This is a genomic window from Mycetocola manganoxydans, from assembly GCF_003667545.1.
GTDB lineage: Bacteria > Actinomycetota > Actinomycetes > Actinomycetales > Microbacteriaceae > Mycetocola_A > Mycetocola_A manganoxydans.
Window position 1 is genome coordinate 182,230 of the sequence record NZ_RCUV01000002.1, and the last position, 18,755, is coordinate 200,984.

Genomic DNA, 18,755 nt, shown 5'->3' on the forward strand with positions numbered 1-18,755 from the left:
ATGGTGTGTACCTTCCGTGTGGTTGGGGGCTTGGGTGGGGGTCAGGCTGAACGGCGGATGCGGTCGCGATAGAGATCTTCGAGCGCCGAGTTGTGCTCGTCGCCGCCGGGAATGTTGGCGGAGATGTAGAGAGGCGGTACGGCTCCCCGTTCAAAGATCCGGCGGGATACCTCGATGGTGAGGAGCTGGGCGATGAAAGCCGAGGTGATCGAGGAGATCGCCCCGACTCCGATCTCGCCGGGCAGCGAGAGTGTCGTGTCACCGAATGGCGCACGGTTGTCGATCACAACGTCGGCGATCTCGCTCAGCCGCTTGCCGCTCGGATGTTTGGGCTCCACTGCGCTCGTATGTTCGATGCTCGTCACAGCGACGACGGGGTGGCCGAGTTCCTTTGCCCTCAGGGCAACACCCACGATGGATCCGTTCACGCCGGAATTCGACGCGATGAGGAAGACGTCGGCCGGATTGATCGGGGACACGCTGAAGAGCTCGTCGACGACGGATGGGTCGCGTTCGAGGCCGGACCCGCCCAGAACCGACACGTCGCGGCTGCCGTGCAGGACCACGTCGCGCAGCGCGAGGTTGTTGGTCGGAATGAGCCCGCCCGCCCTGCCTGCGATCTCCATTGCGAACGCCTGGGAGTGGCCGGTTCCGAACGCCTGGACGACCCCGCCGTTGTCGAGCGCGGTGATGATCAACTCGATCGCTTCGTCGTATCCGCCCGTTGAGGCGGTCTCGGCGATCGCCTCCAGTCGACCGGTCGCCTGCGAGAGGAATTCGGGGATGAGGTCAGACATTGGCAATACTCCCTGGGGTTGGTCGGGGCCCAACGGCCCGGCGGGTCCCGCGCACAGGGAGTGCGGGGCGGCGGTGCTCGGACACCGCCATGGCCGAGGCGGCGAGGCGGGTGGCGATCTCAGTGAAGTCGAGCTGGGCGACGAGCAGGTAGAGCAGGTCGAGAACGAACAGTTGCGAGTGTTTCGCGGACAGGTCGTCCGGCTGCAGGTAGCGCTCGGCCGCTGCGGTGATCACCGTGACGTCAGCGAGCTCGGCGAGCGGCGAGTCCGCGCTGGCGGTGAGCGCGATCGTGAAGGCGCCAGACGATTTCGCCTGCGACAGCATCTGAATGGTCTCTTCGGTGCGTCCCGTGTTGGAGATTCCGAGCGCCATGGCACCGTCGCTGAGGATCGCTGCGCTCGTGAGCCCGCCGTGGACCTCGCCCCAGCAGTGCGCATTGATGCCGATGCGGTAGAGGCGGCTCTGCAGCTCCGCGGCCATTCCGGCGCTGCCGCCGATGCCGTAGATGTCGAGGTGACTGCACGAACTGATGCGGCGGGCGACGCCGGCGACGAGTTCGATGTCGATCAGACCGGCGGTGGTCTGGAGCGAGTGCATGTGCGAGTTGAGCAGCGTACCGAGCACGTCGCGGGGCGAGTCGTCGGGATCGAAACCGCGACCGATGTCGGCGCGCCACGACTCGTGGGCATCTCCGCGGCCGACGTCGCTCGCCACACCGACGCGGAACTGAACGTAGCCGGAGTATCCGATCAGGCGGCAGAATCGCGTCACCGTTGCGGCGGACGTGCCGGCGCGTTCGGCGAGTTCGGTGATCGACCAATCCAGCGGGGCTGTCGGATTTTCGAGCAGAAGCTCAGCGATTTTCACCATGACACTGGACATCTGTGGCAGGTTTGCCTGAATGCGATTGGACACACGGACGCCGCCCTCGGTCGAACCCATCGTTGACGCCGTCGTCATAGCTGAAAATCCATTTCATTGATTCATCGCTTGGATGAAAACTATTCTTATAACTCCCCGCGGTCAATGATCCGATGTGAAAAATAGGTAACGAATGCATTTCTTCCGAAATCCGGCGCGAGAATGACCGCCGTACTGGGGGTCGACGCCGGCGGCACGAGCACGCGTGCCGTGCTGGTCGACACCGACGGGCGCTGCCTGGGTTACGGTCGGGCGGGCGCCGGCAACCCGATTTCCGCGGGAATGGAGCACGCGGCATCCGAAATCCTCAGCGCCGTCACTGCCGCCATCAGGATCGCCGGTCTCGCGGCAACAGACGTGGGGCCAGGCATCCTCGCGATGGCGGGATCAGGCGTCAACCCGGATGCCGGTTGGATCCGGTCCGCCCTGGTCGGCGCCGGTCTGAGCGGGGACGTCGAGTTGCGCTCCGACCTGCTCGCGACCTTTTTCTCGGGAACGTTCGAGCCGGACGGGTACGCCCTCGTCGCCGGAACCGGTGCGGCGGGCATCCGGGTGCGAAATGGAGTGGTCGACCTCGCGGCTGACGGGCTCGGCTGGCTGATCGGCGACGTGGGCTCCGGGTACTGGATCGGTGCGAGGGTCGTGCGTGACGCGGTCGCCGCGCTCGACGGCCGGGCGGCACCGACCGCCCTCACCGGTTTGCTCCTCGACGCCCTCGGCATCGAGGTGGGCGGGAAGCACGCCGACGGCAGGCCGGCGGCCCTTCTCGCGGTGACGGATGCCGTCTACCGACTGCGCCCCGTCGAGCTGTCACGGTTCGCGCCCCTCGCCTTCGCGGCGCACGGCGATGACGCCGCCACCCGCATCCTCGCCGAAGCCGCCGATGCCCTCGCCCGGTTGTTCGGAGCGGTGGCGATGCCCGGTCTTGTCGCCCCGCTCGTGCTCGGCGGCAGCATCCTCGCCCAGGACAGTGTCGTGGCCACTGCCGTGATGACGGCGGCGGATGCCTCCGGCCTGGTATCGCAGATCCGTCAGGTCGACGACGGGGTGGTCGGCGCTGCCGTTCTCGCGCTCCGTTCGGCCGGAGTACCCGTCGACGCGGCCGTGTTCGAGCGGATCACCGGTTCACTCGCCGGCCTGCGCTGAGGGTCTGGGCTTCGTGACAACGCACGCATCCATCCGGGCCGGGCTGTGCTCGGTGACCCTGCGGGGATCGAGTGCCGACGAAGTCATCGCCATCGCCGTCGCCTCGGGACTCGAATCCATCGAGTGGGGCGGCGACGTCCACGTGCCGCCGGGCGATGTGCGCACGGCACGGGATGTGGGCGAGCGCACTCGCGCTGCCGGCCTCGAGGTGGCGTCCCTCGGTTCCTACTATCGCTGCGACGGGGATTTCGGCCCCGTCCTCTCGACGGCGGAAGCGCTCGGGGCGCCGCGGGTCCGGGTCTGGGCGGGAACCACAGGATCGGCGGATGCCACGGCAGCGGACCGCGAACACGTCGCCTCGCAACTGGGCAACGCCGCGGCTCATGCCGCCGACCTCGGTCTCGAACTGGCGCTCGAGTTTCACCGTGGGACCCTGACCGACACCGTCGAATCCACGCTCGAGCTGCTGGACCGGTCGGGCGCGACGAATGTGTCCTGCTACTGGCAACCCGCCATCGGGGCGGATGACGACACGGCGTTGGCCGCACTCGCACAGCTGGCGCCGTGGCTGTCTGCGCTCCACGTGTTCTCGTGGTGGCCACACGATGAACGGTTGCCGCTGTCTGCCCGAGAGTCGCTGTGGACCCGCGCACTCGACTTCGCCAGGGCTCTTCCGTCGGTCACCGACGCCCTCCTCGAGTTCGTGCCCGGCGATGACCTCGCGCTGCTCCCCCGTGAAGCGGCCGTGCTCCGCGCCTGGCTGGACGCTTCGGAGTAGTCGCGGTGCGGCCGGCGTTCACCGGCTCGCGTTTTCATCCACTCCGGACCGATTCACCCGGCGTACCGGGTGGATTCGTCCGCGGCGGGTGAAAACGTGGGCCGGCTACACCGTGCGCGCGAGGCGCGCGCCCGCCTCCCGCAACCAGTGGACGGTGTCGGCCATTGCGGCATCCGCACTGCCGGCGAGCTCGGTGAGCGAGACGGCCTCGGTGAACCCCGCGGGCTCAGCCGTGATGGCCCCGGCGACGAGCATCGGGGTCGCACCGGATTGCTCGGCAAGCGACCGGGCATATGACGGCACCTTGCCCGCATCGGACTGTCCGTCGAAGCGGCCCTCTCCGGTGAGAATCACAGAAGCGGATGCCACGGCCTCCGGCGCGCGCACCACGTCACCGACCGCGTCCGCACCGGCCGCGATGACGGCACCCCAGGCGAGGAGCCCGAACCCGGTCCCTCCCGCCGCACCGGCTCCGGTGGTGTCGGGGTCGGTACCGAGCAGGGTCGCGAGCCGGGCGAGTCCGGCGTCGAGTTCGGCGACCTGAGCCTCATCCGCACCCTTTTGCGGACCGAAGATCCGGGCGGCGCCCGCGTTCCCGAGGAGCGGATTGGTGACATCGCTGAGGATGGTGGCGCCGCCGGCGGGGACCGGCCTGAGCTTCGAGACGTCGACGGAGGCGACGGCGCCGAGTCCGCGACCGCCCGGGACGACGGGATTGCCGTCGGCATCCGCGAACACGGCGCCGAGCGCTGTCAGCGCGCCAAGGCCGCCGTCGGTCGATGAGCTTCCGCCGATCGCGAGCACGAGCCGATCGACCCCGGAATCGAGCGCGGCGGCGATCGCCTGCCCGAAGCCGACGGTGTGCGCGTCCATCGGCTGCAGCGGATCGAGCAACGTGATGCCGCTCGTCACGGCGAGTTCGATGACGCCCGAGTTGTCCGGGAGCAGGATCCAGCTGGCGTCGACGTCCCTGCCATCCGGACCGGTGACCGTGACCGGCATCCGGCGCGCGCCCGGAACGGCGAGTTCGAACGCGTCGAGGGTTCCCTCGCCGCCGTCGGCGAGTGGCATCCGGAGAACGGTGTCGCCGGGGCGCACGGTCAGCCAGCCTTCGGCGAGCGCGTTCGTCACCTCGATGGCGGTCGCTGTGCCTTTGAACGAGTCGGGCGCGATCGCCACACGAAGGTCAGTCATGCTCTCAACACTGCCATGCTCCCGGAGCGTGTTTCGAACTGCACCTCAAGCGGCCGGGCACCGAGGACAGCACCGAGTACGGCACCGAACGATCAGTGGCGCGGCGCTGCGGTCGATTCGCGAACGACCAGTTCGGGAACGATGCGCGGGAGGTCGGCGGCGTCCTCGTCCTGCAGCACGGCGAGCAACTCCGTCATGATGTCCCGGCCAAGACCGTCGAAGTTCTGCCGCACCGTCGTGAGCGGAGGAGCGAAGTGCTCTGCCTCCGGGATGTCGTCATACCCGACGACGCTGACATCGCGCGGCACCGTGAGCCCGGCCTGGGCGAGGGCATGGACGACACCGAGGGCCATCTGGTCGTTGCCGACGAACACCGCCGTCATCTCCCGGTCGATAGCGAGCGCCCGACCGTGTCTGTGACCGCTCGCCGGGGTCCAGTCGCCGACCAGGTGTTCCCTGGCAACGAGTCCCGCTTCGGCGAGAGCGTCGCGCCAGCCGCGGATGCGTTCGACGGCATCCGTCGAATCGCGCGGACCGGAAATATGGCGGATGTCCCGGTGCCCGAGACTGATCAGATGGTCGACGGCGGCGCGCGCCCCGGCGTACTGGTCCAGAGCGACACTGTGCACACCGGGCCGGCGGCCCGCGTCCACCGCGACGAGCGGCACGCCGAGGTCGATCCCGAGAATCGCGTCCAGGGCACCCGCGTGGGCGGCGATGAGCACGATCGCCTCGACGTTCTGGCGCAGGAGGAGTTCGACGGCTGACCGCAGAGACGCGGGATCCGAGTCGAGCATGCTCGCCATACTCACGGCATACCTCGCGTCACGCGCGGCGTCGTTGAAGTGCAGCGCCGTCGACGACGGACCGAAGTCCGGCCCACCCGTCGTGATGAGGCCGATCGTGCGCGACCGCCGCGTGACGAGCGCCCGTGCAGCCTGCGACGGCGTGTAGCGCAGTTGTTTGATCGCCTTCTCGACGCGGTCCCGGGTAGCCGGCCGCACGTTCGGCAGATCGTTGAGCACCCGAGACACCGTCTGGTGGCTGACACCGGCGAGCCGGGCGACGTCGAAGATGTTGGCGACGCGATCGCGCTCGTCACCGTTCGTCGTCACCACTTCGGCCCACTCCTGCCCGACGACCCGTGCGCCTGCCTGCTCAATCGATTATCCCGTCTCGGCGGACCGGTGACGTGCACGGATGCCGTCGGCCGGCCCTCGTCACACCCGTCGCGCCGTCAGCACCTTCTGCAGAATGATGAAGACGAGCAGGAGGGCGCCGATGAAGATGCGCGTCCACCAGGATGTGAGGTTTCCGTCGAAGGTGATGAGGGTCTGGATGGTTCCCAGCACGAGAACACCGAGGACGGAACCGAGGACGAATCCGTACCCGCCCGTGAGGAGCGTGCCTCCGATGACGACGGCGGCGATGGCATCCAGCTCGGTCCCGATCGCGGTGAGCGCATAGCCCGACAGCGTGTAGAAGCTGTAGAGCACGCCGGCGAGGCCGGAGCAGAAACCGCTGATCACATAGACGAGCACCTTTGTCCGTGCGACCGGAAGCCCCATGAGCACGCCGGACTGTTCGCTTCCGCCGATCGCGTAGACCGTGCGGCCGAGCCGCGTGTAGTGCAGCACGAAGACGGCGGCGGCGACCACGAAGATCGCGATGATCACACTCGGGGTGATGCTCAACCGCGGCAGGATCGGGATGCGGGTCTGCGCCAGGGCGACGAAGACCGGGTCGACGATCGAGATGGTGGTGTTGCTGATGACGTAGCAGAGCCCGCGGGCGAGGAACATCGCGGCGAGCGTGGCTATGAAGGGCTGGATCTGGAAGTAGTGGATCATCAACCCGACGAGGAGCCCGAGGAAGGATGTCAGGACCAGGACGAGGGGGATGATGACACCGGGCGACCAGCCCGACTGCAGCAGGGATGCCGTGATCATCGTCGACATCGCCAGTACCGCGCCCACCGAGAGGTCGATGCCTCCGGTGAGGATGACGAAGGTCATGCCGACGGCGAGGACGAGGAGGTAGGCGTTGTCGATGAAGAGGTTGGCGATCACCTGCGGGTTCGTGAAGCCGCGGTAGCGGAACGCACCGGCGACCAGCATGCCGACGAGCAGCACGGCAGTCACGATCACCGGACCGTACTTGGGGTTCGTCAGCCAGTTCCGGACCTGACCGAGCCGGCTGGGCGTCTCGGCCGGACGGGGAGCTGGGGCGAGAACGGTCATGCTGAGGCCTCCAGAGTGCGGCGCAACTGAGCCCGGCGGTGCCAGGAATCGATGAGTTCTGTTGTCCGCGGTGATTGCAGCAGGCACACGGCGGTCACGACGGCGGCTTTGAACACCATCGTCGCGATCGGCGGGATGCCGACCGTGTAGACCGTCGTCACGAGGGTCTGGATCACGAGGGCACCGATGAGCGTTCCGAACAGTGAGTACCGGCCACCGGCGAGTGATGTGCCTCCGATCACGACGGCGAGGATCGCATCGAGTTCGATGAACAGCCCGGTGTTGTTGGCGTCTGCTGCCGTCTGGTTGCTGGTGAGCACGAGTCCGGCGATGGCGGCGCAGAACGCGGTGAACACGTACACGCTGATCAGGAGCCCGCGGGAGCGGACACCGGCGAGCCGGGATGCTTCGGGGTTGATTCCGACGGCCTCGATCATGAGGCCGAGCGCTGTGCGCCTGGTGAGCACGACCGCGAACAGGAACAGCGCTGCGGCGATGAGGACCGAGACGGGAAGACCCGCGAAGAACCCTGACCCGAGCACTTTGAACGGCGGGCTGTTGACCGTGAGGATCTGGCCTTCGGTGATGAGCATCGCGACCCCGCGCCCCGCGGTCATCAGGATGAGGGTGGCGATGATGGGCTGGATTCCGAGCACGGAGACGAGGAACCCGTTCCACACCCCGAGCACGAGCGAGATGGCGATCGCGGCGATCACAGCGACGGCGACGGTCCCGGGGTTACCCGGGTCGGACGAGCCGAGGATGATCGAACACGCAACGGCGCCGGAGATCGCACAAATCGCACCGACCGAGAGGTCGATGCCGCGGGTGGCGATGACGAGCGTCATGCCGATCGCGATCATCAGGGTCGGCGATCCGTTGCGAAGAATGTCGATGAGGCTGCCGAACAGGTGTCCGTCCCGGATCTGCACCGAGAAGAACCCGGGAAAGGCGATGAGGTTGATGAGCAGGAGAACGGCGAGCATCGCCACGGGCCAGAACAGCCGGTGGGCCATCAGCCGCCTCATGCGACGACCTCCGTTTCGGCACCGTCCGCGATGATCGCGAGCAGGTCGTCGGTGATGAGATCGTCGTTGTCGATGTCAGCGACCATCCGCCGGTCACGCATCACGGCGATCCGGTGGCTGAGCCGCAAGACTTCTTCGAGCTCAGCTGAAATGTAGACCACGCTCATTCCGTTCTCGGCGAGGTTGGACACGAGCTTCTGGATCTCCGCTTTCGCACCGACGTCGATGCCGCGGGTCGGCTCATCGAGGATGAGCAGCCGCGGCGCGATCGCCAGCCAGCGGGCAAGCAGCACCTTCTGCTGGTTGCCGCCTGACAGGTGCTTGAGAAGCGCATCGGGATTGGCAGGACGGATGTTGAGGGCCTGGATGTAACTTTCGGCAAGTTCGTTCTGCCGCTTCTTCGGGATCGGACGGAACCAGCCGCGGTCTGCCTGTAAGGCGAGCGCGATGTTGTCTCGAACGGTCAGTTCGTCGAGGATCCCTTCGGAGCGGCGGTTCTCACTCGAGTACACGACTCTCTCGTGGATGGCCTGCCTCGGGGTGCGGAAACGCGCCGAACTCCCCGCGACGGTGAGCGTTCCGGCATCCGCCCGGTCGACGCCGGAGAGGATGCGCGCGAGTTCGGTGCGGCCGGAGCCGAGCAGCCCGGCGAGGCCGACGACCTCGCCTTCGTACACCTCGAGGTCGATCGGCTCGATGGAGCCCTTGCGGCTGAGGCCGAGCGCGCGGATGTACGGCACGAGTTCGTCCTCATCGACGGTCTGGGCCTTCGTCTTCCGCTCGAGTGCGTCCAGCACTGTCAGTTCCTTGCCGATCATTTTCTGGACGAGCTCGATCCGCAGGATCTCGTCGGTGAGGTATTCGCCGACGAGCGCGCCGTTGCGCAGCACGGTGAGCCGGTCGGAGATCTCATAGACCTGGTCGAGAAAGTGGGAGACGAAGAGGATCGCGACGCCGTCGGCCTTGAGCTCGCGGATGATGCGGAAAAGCTCCTGCACCTCGTCGGCGTCGAGGCTCGACGTCGGTTCGTCGAGGATGAGCACGCGCGCGTTGAAGTCGGTCGCCCGGGCGATCGCGATGAGCTGCTGCACGGCCAGCGAGTGCGAACCGAGCCTGGAGTTCGGGTCGATGTCGAGGTGCAGCCGCTCGAGAAGTTCAACCGCCCGCTTGCGCGTTGCCCTCCAGTCGATCGCTCCGAACCGGCGCGGCTCACGGCCGAGCATGATGTTCTCGGCCACCGTGAGGTTCGTGAGGAGGTTGACCTCCTGGTAGACGGTGGAGATGCCCGCCTCCTGGGCGTCTGCCGTTCCCGAGAACGAGACCTGCTCGCCGCCGAGAGTGATGACGCCACTGTCGATCCGGTAGACGCCGGTCAGCGCCTTGATGAGGGTCGACTTTCCCGCGCCGTTCTCACCCATGAGCGAGTGCACTTCACCTGGGAACATCCGAAAGCTGACGGCGTCGAGTGCCTTGACCCCGGGGAAGGTGATGGTGATGTCCTCCATCGAGACGGCTGGCTGGGGTTCGGTCATGCTGAAACTTTCTCTCGTCGACCGTCGGTGGTCGAGTAGCGACACGAGGAAGGAGTGCCGCGTATCGAGACCTGACGATCTCGATACGCGGCAGGAGCGGTGTACTGCCTAGTACTGACGGTCAGGCAGAGCCTCGACGGCTTCTTCCTGGGTGAACGTCGTCTCCTCGGTGATGATGCGCTTTTCGACCTCTTCTCCTGCGACGACCTTCTTCACGATGTCGACAAGCTGCTTACCGAGCAGCGGCGAGCATTCGACGATGAAGTTGATCTTGCCGTCGGCGAGTGCCTGCATTCCGTCCTTGACGGCATCGACCGTGATGATCTTGATGTCTTCACCCGGCTTCATGCCCGCGGCTTCGATCGCTTCGATCGCGCCAAGACCCATGTCGTCGTTGTGTGCGTAGATCACGTCGACGTCAGGGTTCGACTTGAGCAGAGCTTCTGTGACCTGTTTGCCGCCCGCGCGGGTGAAATCTCCGGTCTGTGATGCGACGACCTCGAACTTCTCGTCATCGGCGATGACCTCCGCGAAACCCTCGGCGCGGTCGATCGCCGGAGCGGCTCCCGTCGTGCCTTCGAGCTGGATGATGTTCACCGGGTCGGTCGAGTCCGCGTACTCCTCGACGAGCCATTCACCGGCCTTCTTTCCTTCCTCGACGAAGTCGGAGCCGAGGAAGCTGACGTACAGCGACTCGTCCTGACTGTCGACAGCCCGGTCGGTCAGGACAACGGGGATCCCGGCGTCCTTGGCTTCCTTGAGGACGGCATCCCAGCCCGTCTCGACGACGGGCGAGAACGAGATCACGTCGACTCCCTGCTGGATGTAGGAGCGGATCGCCTTGATCTGGTTCTCCTGCTTCTGCTGGGCGTCGGAGAACTTGAGCTCGATGCCCGCCTCCTCGAACGCGGCCTGAATGTCCTTCGTGTTGGCGGTACGCCATCCACTCTCAGCGCCGACCTGAGCGAAGCCGACGACGATCTCGCTCGGGTCCTTCGGCCCTTCTTCTGTTCCTCCCCCGCCGCCGCCGCCCTGGGCGCAACCGGTGAGTGCGAGCATCATGGCGCCGATGGCGACTGCCGCTCCGAATGTCTTTTTCACAACCAAACCTCCTTGTTCGGCCGGCGACGAGACGCATGCTGTGTCGTGGTGCCGGGCGGCCAGTCCGTTCTGGCCGTTGTCGAATGTTAGCGCTCACAATTCGGCCCCCACAAGTGCCTCTTTCGGGAAAGTTACCGATTTGTGAGCGTTAACACCGCCGGGAACGACAAAACCCGCCCACCGGCCGATTGGCCTGTGGGCGGGTTCGATCGTTCTCGGCTTAGAAGCCCTGCGCGAGCCGGTAGTACGCGTTGTTCCAGCGGACCTCGCGGCTGAAACCGCCCAGCGTCGTCTCGTTGTCGATGACGAGCAGCTCCGTTCCGGCGATCTCGGCGAAGTCGCGGAAGACCTCGACATCGACGGCCGTCGTCATCACCGTGTGGTGAGCGGCACCGGCGGTGAGCCACGCAGCAGCCGACGTCGCGAACGACGGCTGCGGCTTCCACACGGCACGGCCGACCGGAAGGTTCGGCAGCGCTTCGGCGGGTTCGATGACGTCGACGACGTTCGCGACAAGGCGGAAGCGGTCGCGCATATCACTCATCGCGACGACGACGGCGGGACCGGGGTCGGCGTTGAAGACGAGACGGACAGGGTCGTCCTTGCCACCGATGCCCAGCGGGTGGATCTCGAGCGTCGGCTTCTGCGATGTGAGCCCGGGGCTGACCTCGAGCATGTGTGCGCCGAGGATCTGCTCCTCACCCGGAACGAGGTGGTAGGTGTAGTCCTCCATGAGCGATGCCCCGCCGGGGAGGCCTGCCCCCATGACGGATGCTGCTCGCACGAGGATGGCGGTCTTCCAGTCACCCTCCGCACCGAAACCGTAGCCTTCGGCCATGAGTCGCTGCACGGCGAGGCCGGGAAGCTGCTTGAGCGCGCCGAGGTCTTCGAACGAGGTCGTGAACGCACCGAAGCCACCCTCCTCGAGGAAGGTCCGCAGTCCGATCTCGATGGCAGCACCGTCGCGGAGGGACTCGTGGCGGTCGCCACCCTTCCGCAGCTCGGGCACGACGTCGTACAGCTCTTCGTATTCGGCGACGAGAGCGTCGATATCGCTCTCGGAGACCGCCGCGACGGCATCCGCCAGTTCGTTGACGCCCCACGTGTTGACCTGCACGCCGAACCGCAGCTCGGCCTCGGTCTTGTCACCCTCGGTGACGGCGACGTAGCGCATGTTGTCGCCGAAGCGGGCGAGCTTGAGTTCGTGGGTTGCTGCCCAGCCGGCGGCTGCACGCATCCAGGTCCCGACCTGCGCGGTCACGGCGGCGTTCGAGACGTGGCCGACGACGGTCTTGCGCGAGACGCCGAGGCGGGTCTGGATGTACCCGAACTCACGGTCTCCGTGTGCTGCCTGGTTGAGGTTCATGAAGTCGAAGTCGATCTCGCCCCACGGCAATTCAACGTTCGCCTGCGTGTGCAGGTGAAGCAGCGGCTTCTTGAGGGCATCGAGGCCGGCGATCCACATCTTCGCGGGAGAGAACGTGTGCATCCACGCGATCAACCCGATGACCCTGTCGTCGGAGTTCGCGTCGAGCGCCGCGCGCCGGATGGACTCGGAATCCTTGAGCACGGGCTTCCAGACCACCTTGACGGGGACGTCGGATGCCGCGCCGAGCGTTTTCGCGATCTCCTGCGACTGGTCGGCAACCTGCTTCAGGGTCTCTTCGCCGTAGAGGTTCTGGCTCCCGGTGAGGAACCAGACTTCGTAGGAATCGAGTGACGTTGAGAGTTTAGGCATTGGGATCTCCTTGTGTGTCGGCGATGGCGCCCTGCGGCGCCTGGCCGTAGACGTTCTGGTAGCGGTCGAAGAGGGAATCGATGGCGGGCTGCGGGATGGGAACCGGGGCGCCGAGCTGACGGGAGATGTGCACGGTGCGCGCGACGTCCTCCACCATGACGGCCGCCTTGACGGCATCCTTCGCATCCTTGCCGATCGTGAACGGACCGTGATTGGCCATGAGCACGGCACGGCTGCGGTGGCCGGCGAGCGTTTCGACGATGCCGCGGCCGATCGAGTCGTCACCGATGATGGCGAACGGTCCGACCGGGATCTCGTCTCCGAACTCGTCGGCCATGGCGGTGATGACGCACGGGATCGCCTCGTTGCGGGCAGCCCAGGCCACGGCGTAGGTGGAGTGCGTGTGCACGACCCCACCAACCTCGGGCATATGCCGGTACACGTATGCGTGCGCCGCGGTGTCGCTCGAGGGCGAACGGTCTGATCCGGGAGTGCCCGCGATCACCATCCCGTCCAGGTCGCACAGGATCATGTTCTCGGGGGCGAGGTCGTCGTAGCTCACGCCGGACGGCTTGATCACGAACAGATCGGCACCAGGCACTCGCCCGGAGACGTTGCCGCCGGTCCAGACGACGAGTCCGTAGCGCACGAGTTCCCCATGCAGGCGGGCGACGTCCGCTCGGACGCGGGCGATGGCGACTTCGATTTCAGGGCTGTAAGTGCTCACGCGAGAGCCTCTCTGTTTCTCATTCGATTCTCGATTCTAACGTTGTAAATCAGGGTGGATGCGAAAAGTTGCGAGCCCGCGGAGGCTCGCGTCCTTTCCACGCAATTCAGTGGTCAGCCGCGTACCGCTCTGCAGAATGATCCGGTCACACGTCCCGACGAGCTGCGCCGGATCCCTGGCGCCGAGGATGACGGTTGCGCCGGAGAGTGCGATGTCGACCAGCAGCCGGCGGCGGACCGTGGTCTCGGCCGCGGTGAGACCGGAGAACGGTTCGGTGATCAGGGCGACTCGGGGCGGAGCCGCCACCCAGCCGGCGAGCACCTCGTTCATCGCTTCCGTCGACGGTCGTGAGCGGGCGCCGGGGAGGGCGTCGAGAAGAGACGGAACCGCGCGAGGTGCATACTCTCGGCGCGGGTCGATCAGGCCCATTTTGGCCAGCCGGGCGAGGGATTCACCCGAAACACTCGTGGGGATGCCGCCGATCAGGCCGACGTCGTAGGTCGGCGGATGCTCGGAGATGAAGAGCACGCGAGCGGCGATGGCCCGTTCAACGGTCGACAGGTCGACCGGTTCGCCGTCGAGGAGAATCGTCCCCGTGACGCGTCCTCCGGTTGAGGCGCCGAAGATCCCGAAAACGAGATCTTCTGCTCCGCCCAGGCCGACGATCTCCCCGGCACGGATCGACAGCGACGCATCCTCGACGACCAGCCGGTCGCGCTGTACCGGATGGGAGACGGAGATGCCTGAGAGTTCGAGAACGACCGGACCGAGCACCTTCTCCGGTCGAGTCGCTGCGGCTTCGGTACCCCCGAGGAGATCCGTCAGACGACTCGCGTCTTCGGGTGTCGCCGTACCGACGATGGCGCCGTTCCGCACGACCACGACGAGGTCCACGGGGCGCGGGCTCAGCCGCACCTGGGCGAGAGTTTCGACAACGACGAGAATCCGCACTCGTTCTGCCGCCAAGGCGAGAGCTGCGAACCACCGCGTCGATTCATCGTCCTGAAAGCGATCGAACCGCTCGTCGACGATCAGCAGTTCCGGTTCCCGCGCGAGTGCGCGGGCGAGTTCGACGGTGCGCTTGTCTACGGCGTCGAGCTCGAGCACGGGAGTGGCCGGGTGGACGCTCAGCCCGACCGCGTCGAGCAGAGCCATCGCCCGGCGTTCGCGCGGTGCAGCGCGGAGGAAAAAGCGTGAGCCCTCGGCCCCGAGGAGCACGTTGTCGGCGACGCTCTGAAACGGAATCAGCTGGGACTCCGCCCCGATCACGGATGCTCCGTCAGCGACGGGCAGACCGCCGACGACGGCGATCAGCCGCGCGCGGTCCGGCAGTTCGCCGTCGAGTGGCATCCGCATCTTCTTTCTTGCAGCGATCCCGGCCGCCGCACTTTTCGTGAGGCGGCCGGGATCACAGGTGTTACTTGCCGCCCGAGCGACGCTTGTTGTAGACGTCGAAGGCGACGGCGAGCAGGAGCACGAGGCCCTTGACGGCCTGCTGCCACTCGATACCGAGGCCGAGGATCGACATACCGTTGTTGAGCACACCGATGATGAGACCACCGATGATGGCGCCGCCGATGGTTCCGACACCACCCTGAACCGCAGCTCCACCGATGAATGCCGCAGAGATGGCCTCGAGCTCGAAACCGTCACCGGCCTTCGGGCCGGCCAGGTTGAGGCGAGCGGTGAAGATCAGGCCGGCGAGGGCAGCGAGTACGCCCATGTTGACGAACAGCAGGAAGTCGGTCTTGCGCGTCTTGATACCGGACAGTTCGGCGGCGTGACGGTTGCCACCGATCGCGTAGACGTGGCGGCCGAAGACGCTGCGGTTCATGATGATGCCGTAGATGAGTACGAGGACGGCGAGCACGATCAGGGTGACCGGGATGCCCTTGTACGACGCGAGGGCGTAGGCGAAGAATCCGATGGCGATCGTGATGAGCACGAGCTTGGCGACGAACCAGACGATCGGCTCGACCTCCTGGCCGTACTTGGCGCGGGCGTTGCGGGTGCGGACCTGGCCGACGATGAGTGCGACGACCGCGACGGCAGCGACGATGAGCGTCAGCGGGTCAAGGTCGAGATCACCGAAGACGTTGCTGAGGAAGCCGTTGCCGAGTGCACGGTACTCGGCCGGGAACGAGCCGATGTTGGCGTTACCGAGAACGACGAGCGCGAGGCCGCGGAAGATGAGCATGCCTGCGAGCGTCACGATGAACGCCGGTATGCCGACGTAGGCGATCCAGAAGCCCTGCCACATTCCGACGAGCGCACCGATACCGAGCGACATGATGATGGCGAGCCACCAGGGCAGTCCCCACGACACGGCGAAGACGCCGGAGCAGGCACCGACGAACGCGGCGACGGATCCGACCGAGAGGTCGATGTGCCCGGCGATGATGATCATCACCATGCCGATCGCCAGGACGAGAATGTACCCGTTCTGGACGATGAGGTTCGAGATGTTCTGCGGGCGAAGCAGGATGCCGTCGGTCACGACGGAGAAGAACAGCACGACCGCGAGAAGGGCGAGGAAGATGCCGTTCTTGCCGAGGTCGGAGAGCAGATGGCTGAGCCAGCTCGTGAACTTGTTCTCTACGGGGTGGATTCCGCCGCCGGCAGCGGTTTCCTCGGTCACCGGGGACTGGGTGTTTGACATGTCAGGGTTCTCCTTGGTGGTGCCGAGCGCGCTAGCGCGGCTTTTCCATGGTCATGAGTTTGAGAAGGGATTCCGGGTTGGCTTCTTCGATCGGAAGCTGGCCGGTGATGCGTCCCTCGCTGAGGGCGTAGATGCGGTCGCAGATGCCGAGCAGTTCCGGCAGTTCGCTCGAGATGACGATGACACCCTTGCCCTGCGCTGCGAGGGCGTTGATGATCGCGTAGATCTCGTACTTGGCGCCGACGTCGATGCCGCGGGTCGGTTCATCGAGGATGAGCACCTCGGGGTCGGAGTAGATCCATTTCGACAGAACGACCTTCTGCTGGTTTCCACCCGAGAGCTTGCCGGTCTTGGCGAGAACGTTCGGAGCCTTGATGTTCATGCTCGTCCGGTAACCGTTGGCGATCTTGTACTCTTCGTTGTCGTTCACGAGGCCGTTCGACGACAGCTTGTCGAGCGATGCGAGCCCGATGTTCCGCTTGATGTCCTCGAGCAGATTGAGGCCGTAGTGCTTGCGGTCTTCGGTGGCGTACGCGATGCCGTTCTTGATGGCCTCTGAGACGGTGCGGGTCTTGATCTCCTTGCCGTGCATGAAGACCTTGCCGGAGATGCGGCTGCCGTAGCTGTGGCCGAACAGGCTCATCGCGAATTCAGTGCGCCCGGCACCCATGAGGCCGGCGATGCCGACGATCTCGCCGGCGCGCACGTTGATGCTGACGTCGTCGACCATGACCCGGGTAGGGTCCTGGGGGTGGTGAGCGGTCCAGTCCTCGACCCGCAGGAGCTCATCGCCGATGTTCGGCGTGTGGTCCGGGTAGCGGTGTTCGAGGTCGCGACCGACCATGTCCTTGATGATGCGCTCTTCCGTGACATCCGTTTTCTGGATCGTCTCGATCGTCTTGCCGTCGCGGATCACGGTGACCGTGTCTGCGACCTTCTTGATCTCGTTGAGCTTGTGGCTGATGATGATCGACGTGATGCCCTGCTCCTTGAGGTGCAGGATCAGGTCGAGAAGGTGGTCGGAGTCCTCGTCGTTGAGGGCTGCGGTCGGCTCGTCGAGGATGAGGAGCTTCACGCGCTTCGACAGCGCCTTCGCGATTTCGACGAGCTGCTGCTTGCCGACACCGATCTGGAGGATCTTGGTGGTCGGGTTCTCCTTGAGGCCGACGCGGGCGAGGAGCGCTGCTGCCTCGTGGTTGGTCTTGTTCCAGTCGATCAGCCCGAACGCACCCTTTTGCTCGTTGTTCAGGAAGATGTTCTCGGCGATCGACAGGTGCGGGCTCAGCGCGAGCTCCTGGTGGATGATCACGATGCCTTTGGCCTCGGAGTCGCGAATGTCCTTGAATTCGACGACCTCGTCTTCGAAGACGATGTCGCCGGTGTATGTCCCGTGCGGGTAGACACCCGAGAGGACCTTCATGAGCGTCGACTTGCCCGCGCCGTTTTCGCCGCAGATCGCGTGCACAGTGCCACGCTCAACGTCGAGTGTGACGTCCGACAGTGCCTTGACACCGGGGAACGTCTTGGTGATGCTGCGCATCTCGAGGATGTTTGTGGTCACTTCCGCACCTTCTTCATACCGATAACCTGCTTCGTTGCACCCGACTGCCGGTGGGAGAGAAAGCTCCTCTCCCACCGGCGGTGGGCGTTACTGAAGAAGGGTGTTATCCGATTTCTTCTTCGGTCCAGTAGCCGGACTCGACCAGGACCTCGTTGACGTTGTCCTTGACAACGATCTGCGAGTCGAGGAGGTAGGACGGAACGACGAACTTGCCGTTGTCGTAGTCCTCGGTGTTGTTGACCTCAGGCTCGTCGTCGTTCAGAACGGCGATCGTCATTTCAACCGCGGCCGTTGCGAGCTTGCGGGTGTCCTTGAAGATGGTCGCGAACTGCTCGCCCGAGTTGGCGATTGCCTTGACCGAGTCGATCTCAGCGTCCTGACCCGAGATGATGGGCCATTCGTCACCGGTCGTGTAACCGGCGTCGGTCAGTGCCGAGATGATTCCACGGGAGATGCCGTCGTACGGCGACAGAACGCCGTTGACCTTCGAGCCGTCGGAGTAGGTCGACGTCAGGATGTTCTCCATGCGCTTCTGAGCGGTTTCGCCGTCCCAGCGGAGCGTTGCTGCCTGCTCGAAGCTCGTCTGGCCGCTCTTGACGACGAGAGTGCCTGCATCAATGAACGGCTTCAGGGTGTCCTGCGCGCCGTCCCAGAAGAAGGTTGCGTTGTTGTCGTCGGGGGAACCGGCGAACATCTCGATGTTGAACGGGCCCGCGGGTGCGCCGTCGACCGGCTCGCCCTCGAGGTCCGTCAGGCCGAGGCCGTTGAGGACGGAGGTGGCCTGCTGCACGCCGACCTTGTAGTTGTCGAACGAGGCGTAGTAGCTGACGTTCTCGGTGTCGCGGATGAGGCGGTCGTATGCGATGACCGGGATCTCGGCGTCAGCGGCGTCCTGCAGGACCTGCGTCAGCGTGGTGCCATCGATGGAGGCGATGATCAGGGCTTCTGCGCCCTTGGTGATCATGTTCTCGATCTGCGAGACCTGGGTGGGGATGTCGTCTTCTGCGTACTGCAGGTCGACCTTGTAACCCTCGGCCTCGAGCTGCTCCTTGACGGCGTCGCCATCCTGGATCCAGCGCTCGCTCGACTTGGTGGGCATTGCGACGCCGACGAGCTGGCCTGAGCCTGCTGCTTCGCCGTCTCCGCCGCCGGTTGAACCGCCCTGCGAGCACGCTGCGAGCGACACGACCATTGCGCCGGCCGCGAGTGTCGCGATGACAATCTTCTTCACTGTGTTTACCTCTCTGTAATCGTTGCCATGGACGTCTTTGTCGCCTGGGATTCCAGACAGGTGTGGTTTCCGTACGAGCGGGCTGCGTCCATGAATGCCGC

At 65.5% G+C, this 18,755-nt stretch carries 16 protein-coding genes; 2 read left to right on the top strand and 14 right to left on the bottom strand.

What is annotated here, in order from left to right:
• Window positions 1–41 precede the first annotated feature (41 nt).
• Both D9V29_RS02130 and D9V29_RS02135 read right to left on the bottom strand, forming a co-directional pair.
• Window positions 42–797 (bottom strand): sugar isomerase domain-containing protein, encoded by a 756-nt coding sequence (locus D9V29_RS02130; RefSeq protein ID WP_121671666.1) that lies wholly within the window; start codon window positions 795–797, stop codon window positions 42–44.
• Entirely contained in the window at window positions 790–1,758 is a 969-nt protein-coding gene (locus tag D9V29_RS02135; RefSeq protein WP_229790379.1) for a MurR/RpiR family transcriptional regulator, read from the bottom strand. Before D9V29_RS02135 ends, D9V29_RS02130 begins: the two co-directional genes overlap by 8 nt.
• Window positions 1,759–1,881: 123 nt before the next feature.
• Here D9V29_RS02135 and D9V29_RS15080 point away from each other — a divergent pair, with 123 nt between their 5' ends.
• Together D9V29_RS15080 and D9V29_RS02145 are read left to right on the top strand one after the other, a co-directional pair.
• Window positions 1,882–2,865 carry an N-acetylglucosamine kinase gene (locus D9V29_RS15080; RefSeq protein WP_121671667.1) on the top strand — a complete coding sequence of 328 codons (984 nt, stop codon included), beginning with the start codon at window positions 1,882–1,884 and terminating at the stop codon, window positions 2,863–2,865.
• Window positions 2,866–2,878: 13 nt separating this feature from the next.
• On the top strand, window positions 2,879–3,643 hold the full coding sequence (locus tag D9V29_RS02145) for a sugar phosphate isomerase/epimerase family protein (protein ID WP_229790378.1): 765 nt from the start codon (window positions 2,879–2,881) through the stop codon (window positions 3,641–3,643).
• A 105-nt stretch (window positions 3,644–3,748) separates the two neighbouring features.
• On the opposite strand, the gene D9V29_RS02150 is transcribed toward D9V29_RS02145, so the two are convergent.
• From D9V29_RS02150 to chvE, 12 genes are all read right to left on the bottom strand, one after another.
• A complete protein-coding gene (locus D9V29_RS02150) occupies window positions 3,749–4,837 on the bottom strand; it encodes a glycerate kinase (protein WP_121671669.1) in 1,089 nt (362 codons plus the stop codon).
• 92 nt (window positions 4,838–4,929) lie between these two features.
• Window positions 4,930–5,955: a LacI family DNA-binding transcriptional regulator gene (locus D9V29_RS02155; RefSeq protein ID WP_229790377.1), complete on the bottom strand. Its 1,026-nt coding sequence runs from the start codon at window positions 5,953–5,955 to the stop codon at window positions 4,930–4,932.
• A gap of 102 nt (window positions 5,956–6,057) precedes the next feature.
• Window positions 6,058–7,077 (bottom strand): galactofuranose ABC transporter, permease protein YjfF, encoded by a 1,020-nt coding sequence (gene yjfF / locus D9V29_RS02160; protein WP_121671670.1) that lies wholly within the window; start codon window positions 7,075–7,077, stop codon window positions 6,058–6,060.
• A complete protein-coding gene (locus D9V29_RS02165; protein WP_220699914.1) occupies window positions 7,074–8,105 on the bottom strand; it encodes an ABC transporter permease in 1,032 nt (343 codons plus the stop codon). The genes yjfF and D9V29_RS02165 overlap by 4 nt, the downstream gene beginning before the upstream one ends.
• The gene (locus D9V29_RS02170) at window positions 8,102–9,637 is read right to left on the bottom strand and encodes a sugar ABC transporter ATP-binding protein (RefSeq protein WP_121671672.1); all 1,536 of its coding nucleotides are present in this window, start codon (window positions 9,635–9,637) and stop codon (window positions 8,102–8,104) included. Before D9V29_RS02170 ends, D9V29_RS02165 begins: the two co-directional genes overlap by 4 nt.
• 108 nt (window positions 9,638–9,745) lie before the next feature.
• On the bottom strand, window positions 9,746–10,738 hold the full coding sequence (locus tag D9V29_RS02175) for an ABC transporter substrate-binding protein (RefSeq protein WP_229790376.1): 993 nt from the start codon (window positions 10,736–10,738) through the stop codon (window positions 9,746–9,748).
• A 220-nt stretch (window positions 10,739–10,958) separates the two neighbouring features.
• Window positions 10,959–12,476 (bottom strand): L-arabinose isomerase, encoded by a 1,518-nt coding sequence (gene araA / locus D9V29_RS02180; protein WP_121671673.1) that lies wholly within the window; start codon window positions 12,474–12,476, stop codon window positions 10,959–10,961.
• Window positions 12,469–13,203 (bottom strand): L-ribulose-5-phosphate 4-epimerase, encoded by a 735-nt coding sequence (locus D9V29_RS02185; protein WP_121671674.1) that lies wholly within the window; start codon window positions 13,201–13,203, stop codon window positions 12,469–12,471. Before D9V29_RS02185 ends, araA begins: the two co-directional genes overlap by 8 nt.
• 36 nt (window positions 13,204–13,239) lie before the next feature.
• Window positions 13,240–14,553 (bottom strand): sugar ABC transporter ATP-binding protein, encoded by a 1,314-nt coding sequence (locus tag D9V29_RS02190; protein WP_147436209.1) that lies wholly within the window; start codon window positions 14,551–14,553, stop codon window positions 13,240–13,242.
• Window positions 14,554–14,620: 67 nt separating this feature from the next.
• Window positions 14,621–15,862 (bottom strand): multiple monosaccharide ABC transporter permease, encoded by a 1,242-nt coding sequence (gene mmsB, locus D9V29_RS02195; RefSeq protein WP_121671676.1) that lies wholly within the window; start codon window positions 15,860–15,862, stop codon window positions 14,621–14,623.
• A 31-nt stretch (window positions 15,863–15,893) separates the two neighbouring features.
• Complete coding sequence (gene mmsA, locus D9V29_RS02200; protein ID WP_121671677.1) at window positions 15,894–17,423, bottom strand: multiple monosaccharide ABC transporter ATP-binding protein; 1,530 nt, start codon at window positions 17,421–17,423, stop codon at window positions 15,894–15,896.
• A 103-nt stretch (window positions 17,424–17,526) separates the two neighbouring features.
• Entirely contained in the window at window positions 17,527–18,615 is a 1,089-nt protein-coding gene (gene chvE, locus D9V29_RS02205) for a multiple monosaccharide ABC transporter substrate-binding protein (protein ID WP_121671716.1), read from the bottom strand.
• Between the last annotated feature and the right edge of the window lie 140 nt (window positions 18,616–18,755).

What these genes read in the sequence shown, in the direction of transcription:
- D9V29_RS02130 (WP_121671666.1), bottom strand. Translation starts at nt 797, where the DNA reads ATGTCTGACCTCATCCCCGAATTCCTCTCGCAGGCGACCGGTCGACTG.
- D9V29_RS02135 (WP_229790379.1), bottom strand. Translation starts at nt 1,758, where the DNA reads ATGACGACGGCGTCAACGATGGGTTCGACCGAGGGCGGCGTCCGTGTG.
- D9V29_RS15080 (WP_121671667.1), top strand. Translation starts at nt 1,882, where the DNA reads ATGACCGCCGTACTGGGGGTCGACGCCGGCGGCACGAGCACGCGTGCC.
- D9V29_RS02150 (WP_121671669.1), bottom strand. Translation starts at nt 4,837, where the DNA reads ATGACTGACCTTCGTGTGGCGATCGCGCCCGACTCGTTCAAAGGCACA.
- yjfF (WP_121671670.1), bottom strand. Translation starts at nt 7,077, where the DNA reads ATGACCGTTCTCGCCCCAGCTCCCCGTCCGGCCGAGACGCCCAGCCGG.
- D9V29_RS02165 (WP_220699914.1), bottom strand. Translation starts at nt 8,105, where the DNA reads ATGAGGCGGCTGATGGCCCACCGGCTGTTCTGGCCCGTGGCGATGCTC.
- D9V29_RS02170 (WP_121671672.1), bottom strand. Translation starts at nt 9,637, where the DNA reads ATGACCGAACCCCAGCCAGCCGTCTCGATGGAGGACATCACCATCACC.
- araA (WP_121671673.1), bottom strand. Translation starts at nt 12,476, where the DNA reads ATGCCTAAACTCTCAACGTCACTCGATTCCTACGAAGTCTGGTTCCTC.
- D9V29_RS02190 (WP_147436209.1), bottom strand. Translation starts at nt 14,553, where the DNA reads ATGCCACTCGACGGCGAACTGCCGGACCGCGCGCGGCTGATCGCCGTC.
- mmsB (WP_121671676.1), bottom strand. Translation starts at nt 15,862, where the DNA reads ATGTCAAACACCCAGTCCCCGGTGACCGAGGAAACCGCTGCCGGCGGC.
- chvE (WP_121671716.1), bottom strand. Translation starts at nt 18,615, where the DNA reads ATGGTCGTGTCGCTCGCAGCGTGCTCGCAGGGCGGTTCAACCGGCGGC.